This is a genomic window from Chryseobacterium sp., from assembly GCF_022712095.1.
In the GTDB taxonomy this organism is placed as follows: domain Bacteria; phylum Bacteroidota; class Bacteroidia; order Flavobacteriales; family Weeksellaceae; genus Chryseobacterium.
Genome location: NZ_JALAHD010000155.1, coordinates 1 through 4860 on the forward strand (window position 1 = coordinate 1; position 4860 = coordinate 4860).

The window sequence follows — 4860 nt, forward strand, 5'->3', positions numbered from 1 at the left end:
ATGCGGTATTTAACATCTCCAGATCCCAGTTTTCTGTTTTAAAATAATTAAACTCATACTGTTTTATCAACTCTGGTTTTATATTTTCATATAACATTTTTGTAAGAATCTTTTGTTCATCATGTAATAAAAAATTTTCTACAGGTTCTGAAAGTTTTAATTCGGGCTTTTCCCAAGAGTTGATCACAATTTTTGTTTCAGACTCATTAATAATTCTTTTGATCCGTTCAAACTCACTCAGAAAAATTTTCTTTTCTTCTTCAGTTACAATTGTATACCCAAGTCGTTCAATAATAACATACTGCAAATGTTTACATTTCGATAAAACATAGGGCAATACAGCAAAAATTTCTTCCGGAATCGCATTATCATGAGTATCTCTCCTGATGACTCTTTCCTTCTCATAAATACCTTCCTGCCAGCTTCCTCCTGAAAGATGTATTTCCTTTACTTTCTGCAAAGGATAGCAATCTACCAAGTTTTTGATATCTGTAGTAAAATTGTGGGCCTGACAATATATATTATGTAAATCCAGAATCAGGAATCCATCAATATCTTCTGTTAGTTTATCCAAAAATACACCTTGTTCCTTTACATCATCCAAAGAGAAAGACAAGGCAAGGTTTTCAATTCCCACAGGTATATTCAATACATTCTGCAATCTGTATAACTTATCCTTACCTATTTCCAATGTTTTAGAATGTAAAGAAACAGGTAGAGGAACTCCCTGATGAAAATTTTCGGTATTCATGAAACCAAAATGTTCTGTAATGTGATTATAATTCCTCCTTTGAGTTTCGGCTTTCAGTTTTTCCAACCATTCTTGCTGTCTGGACGTCCATCTCGCATCAAATAGTGAATAATAAACTCCATGTCCTATAAGGCGATTATTCTCTGAATAAAAATCAAGAAGATCACTCAACCAATCAGGCTCTTTGGTATTAAAAAAGGTATCAAAAGACCATTCCAAAACATCTATTTCGTCACCTTGTAATAAAGGTAAAATAGCAGAAACAAAATCTGCCTCTGCCATCATAGCTAACCCAATATATGGTTTCATAAGTTTATCCTAATCCGCACGCAGGGCAAGAACGTGCAGGGCGATGTATTACTGTATCTTTTTTGGCAATAGCTTTCGCAAGCTCTGTTTTGGGAACTTCAGCAGTTTTTACAGTTTTCACAGTTTTTTTTGTCTTTTTCTTTACCGGTTTTGTTGTTTGTGCAGACATTCCTACTGTTACCAAACTCGCCATTAATAATGCTGGAATTTTCATAAATGTTTTTTGCTGAATAATAACAAGAAGTATTCCAATTTTCATTCAGGTTCATTTATAAAAAAGATAAAAAATCACTGCCATTTTCAGCTTTTTGTTATACGTTTGTTTTGATTTGATAGAAAAAACTTTAGCATAATTATTTTTATATGCTTCACTTATTTTCTATTACAAATTGGAAAAATGTCATACTTAAATGCAGGAATAATTAACATTTTATCCCAATAAGACAAATTAATAATCTAGTCTACATCTTAAAATAAAAATTCCGGGATAATCAATACCCGGAATTTCTTTATTCTTAAATAGGTTTTATTAGAAAATCTCTCTTCCTGAAAAATGGAATTGAGCTTCAATAAGTGCATTTTCGTCAGAGTCTGAACCATGAACTGCATTCTCTCCTACGCTTCTTGCAAAAATTTTTCTGATTGTTCCCTCAGCTGCTTCAGCCGGATTTGTAGCACCAATCAATTTTCTAAAGTCTTCTACTGCATTTTCTTTTTCCAAAACGGCAGCTACAATAGGTCCTGAGCTCATAAATTCAACTAGTTCTCCATAAAATGGTCTTTCAGCATGTACTTCATAGAATTTTTTAGCATCTGCAACTGTAAGTTGAGTAAGTTTCATTGCTTTGATTTTAAATCCTGCTTCTGAAATTTTTCCTAATATAGCACCGATATGCCCGTCTGCTACAGCATCCGGCTTGATCATGGTAAATGTAATGTTAGACATAAATCGTATATTTTTTTAATGGTGCAAAATTACAAAAAATATTTTTCTCTTTTATTTTATTTTTTTTTAACACAAAACTAACTTTTATTAAGAAATGACAACATATTCTTTGGCACAGTAATTGTTTATTCTATTGCGATTCTCATGTTTAATTTGAGTTTTCATGGTTATTAGTTTTTACCCAGCTTCGGCTGGGTTTTTTATTGATCGGCATCCGCCTAGATTCAGACAGCCTAATAATCATGTGAATTATTCACCATATAATGAAATAGTGTTTAATAAAAATAAACACTTATATTTTAAAAATCGTTAATATTTTACAACTATTTTTGAAAGTTTTCTTCAGATTCTTCCATCAACTTTAAATAAGTCGAATATCTGGAATATTGAATCTCCCCTGTTTCCAGAGAAGCTATAACAGCACATTTAGGTTCATTAATGTGCAGACAGTTATGAAATTTACATTCTTCCCTTTTCTTAAATATTTCAGGGAAATAATGCTGGACTTCTTCTTTTTGTATATCTATCATGGCAAACTCTCTTACACCGGGAGTATCAATAACATTTCCGCCAAAGTCCCAAAAATACATCTGAGCAAATGTAGTAGTATGTTTACCTTTAAGATGTGTTTCCGAAATTTCAGAGGTCTTTAGGTTAAGATCCGGCTGTAATGCGTTAACTAATGTAGATTTGCCACACCCTGAATGCCCAAAGAAAACGGAAGTCCTATCTTTAAGAAGAGTTTGTAATTTCTCAAGATTAAGTTTTGAATAAGAAGAAATCTCAAGTGTCTCATATCCAATCTCATTATAAAGAAATTCTATGTCCTTTATTACTTCCTGCTCTTCATCGGTAAGAACATCCATTTTATTGAACAGAATTAGAGGAGTAATATTATAAGCTTCACAGCAGGCAAGGAATCTGTCTAAAAAGCCTAAAGAAGTCTCAGGATATTTAAATGTAAAAATAAAACATGCAAGATCTATATTAGAAGCAATGATATGGGCTTCTTTTGAAAGGTTAACCGATTTCCTGATCAGGTAATTTTTGCGGGGTTCTATATTGGTGATCCATGCAATATCGTCTTTTTCAAGTTGGAATTCTACAAAATCACCTACCGCAAGTGGGTTAGTTAGTCGGGTTTTTATCAGTTTGAATTTTCCCCGGATTCTGGCCTCAAAAATTTTTCCGGTTTCCAATTCTAAAACCTGATACCAGCTTCCAGTAGATTTAATGATTTTTCCTTTCATATATTATGACTGCAAATATAAGAATTTAAGGCTTAGGTTGTAGGCTCTCAGTATTTAACATTTTTATTAAACCGACAGCTCTGATCCAACCTAAGCCTTATAACATATAGATTTTGGAAATCTATTTATTTATCAATCATGATACTGTTCTGTACTTCAATTGATTCTTCGTGAATAGCCTTAAATACTTTTTCAATAAAGTCCTGAGACATTCCTGTTTCTTTTGCTTTCTGAACTGCATATTCTGTAATGACTTTCCAACGTTCCGGCTGGAAAATAGCAATATCATTTTCTTTCTTAAGCTTTCCTATTTTCTCAGAAATTTTCATTCTTTGAGATAGTAACTCGATCAGTTGAAAATCAATATCAGAAATCAGAGTTCTATGTCTTCCCATTTCACTATCAAAACCTGCCAATCCGGAATTTCTGACCTTTAAATTAGCAATCAGTTCTCCAAGAACTTCCGGTGTAATCTGTTGTGCCGCATCACTCCATGCTTCATCCGGATTACAGTGAGATTCTATAATTGCTCCCTGGTATCCTACATTCATAGCTTCCTGGGTAACATCAGCCAAACCTGTTCTGTTTCCACAGATATGCGAAGGGTCAATCAGCATAGGAATATTGGGAAACTGACTTTTAAAATCCAATGCAATCTGCCAGTTAGGGTTATTTCTGTATTTAGTTTTCTGGTAAGTAGAAAATCCTCTGTGAATGACACCAAGATTTTTTATATCCTGACCTAATAATCTTTCCAGTGCTCCGATCCATAATGCCAAATCAGGATTTACAGGATTCTTTACAATAACAGGTTTATCCGTTCCTCTCAATGCCTGAGCAATCTCCTGAACAGTAAAAGGATTCACTGTAGAACGGGCACCAATCCAAAGAACATCTACATCTGCCTCCAATGCTGCAAAAACGTGATGGGCATTCGCCACCTCAGTAGCTGTTTTAAAACCGTATTCTTCTTTTACTTTTTTAAGCCAGTTAAGACCAATCACCCCTACTCCTTCAAATCCGTTGGGTTTTGTACGGGGCTTCCAGATTCCTGCACGGAAAATAGACACCGGAGCATTCGTCTCTTTCATCCTTTTAGCTGTCTCAAGCATCTGCGCCTCACTTTCTGCACTACAAGGCCCCGCGATCATCAACGGCTGAGAAAACTCATTGATCCAATCGTTTTTCAAATCTTTTAAATTCATATCATTAATTTATTTGTATTCTTTTTTATTTTTTTACATCAATAATTCTTTCATTATAAAATTTACTTTATAATTCTTTTCAAAAAATGCCGTTTAAAAATTTTAATGGGTAAGGAATAGTAAAGAGAGGTTAGTATTCCTGTATTTTTTGAGAAAGAAATTCAGCTAGCAATACCAATAAAATCGGTAATAGGTTCTGAAATTTCTACGATAAGTTCTGATAAAGCTAAAATAACCGCCTATAATATAAGCAGTAGTAATAAAACCGAAAAGGTTTTTAAAATCAGACTGATATGGGATAAATTGTTTTTCCACTTTTATAACCGGTAATTACCTGGTCTTAGCTTTTCAAATCTTCATTTTCTGTTTTCCACAGAAAAATATTCTACAAATATAGAG

General features: G+C 33.4%; 5 protein-coding genes. All 5 read right to left on the reverse strand.

The window, feature by feature from the left end; genetic code table 11:
- Window positions 1–1060, reverse strand: a 1060-nt coding sequence (locus tag Q0A18_RS07780; protein ID WP_292009582.1) for a DUF692 family multinuclear iron-containing protein, incomplete at its 3' end; no start/stop codon positions are given.
- A gap of 4 nt (window positions 1061–1064) precedes the next feature.
- Window positions 1065–1319: a hypothetical protein gene (locus Q0A18_RS07785; RefSeq protein WP_292009583.1), complete on the reverse strand. Its 255-nt coding sequence runs from the start codon at window positions 1317–1319 to the stop codon at window positions 1065–1067.
- Window positions 1320–1589: 270 nt separating this feature from the next.
- Complete coding sequence (locus Q0A18_RS07790; protein ID WP_292009584.1) at window positions 1590–2006, reverse strand: nucleoside-diphosphate kinase; 417 nt, start codon at window positions 2004–2006, stop codon at window positions 1590–1592.
- A 323-nt stretch (window positions 2007–2329) separates the two neighbouring features.
- Entirely contained in the window at window positions 2330–3256 is a 927-nt protein-coding gene (gene rsgA, locus Q0A18_RS07795) for a ribosome small subunit-dependent GTPase A (protein ID WP_292009585.1), read from the reverse strand.
- A gap of 125 nt (window positions 3257–3381) precedes the next feature.
- Window positions 3382–4461, reverse strand: a complete 1080-nt coding sequence (locus tag Q0A18_RS07800) for a chorismate mutase (protein WP_292009586.1) — start codon at window positions 4459–4461, stop codon at window positions 3382–3384.
- Between the last annotated feature and the right edge of the window lie 399 nt (window positions 4462–4860).

Bases quoted from the DNA above. Each gene is read 5' to 3' on its own strand.
- Q0A18_RS07800 (WP_292009586.1), bottom strand. From the start codon at position 4,461: ATGAATTTAAAAGATTTGAAAAACGATTGGATCAATGAGTTTTCTCAG.
- Q0A18_RS07785 (WP_292009583.1), bottom strand. From the start codon at position 1,319: ATGAAAATTGGAATACTTCTTGTTATTATTCAGCAAAAAACATTTATG.
- Q0A18_RS07790 (WP_292009584.1), bottom strand. From the start codon at position 2,006: ATGTCTAACATTACATTTACCATGATCAAGCCGGATGCTGTAGCAGAC.
- rsgA (WP_292009585.1), bottom strand. From the start codon at position 3,256: ATGAAAGGAAAAATCATTAAATCTACTGGAAGCTGGTATCAGGTTTTA.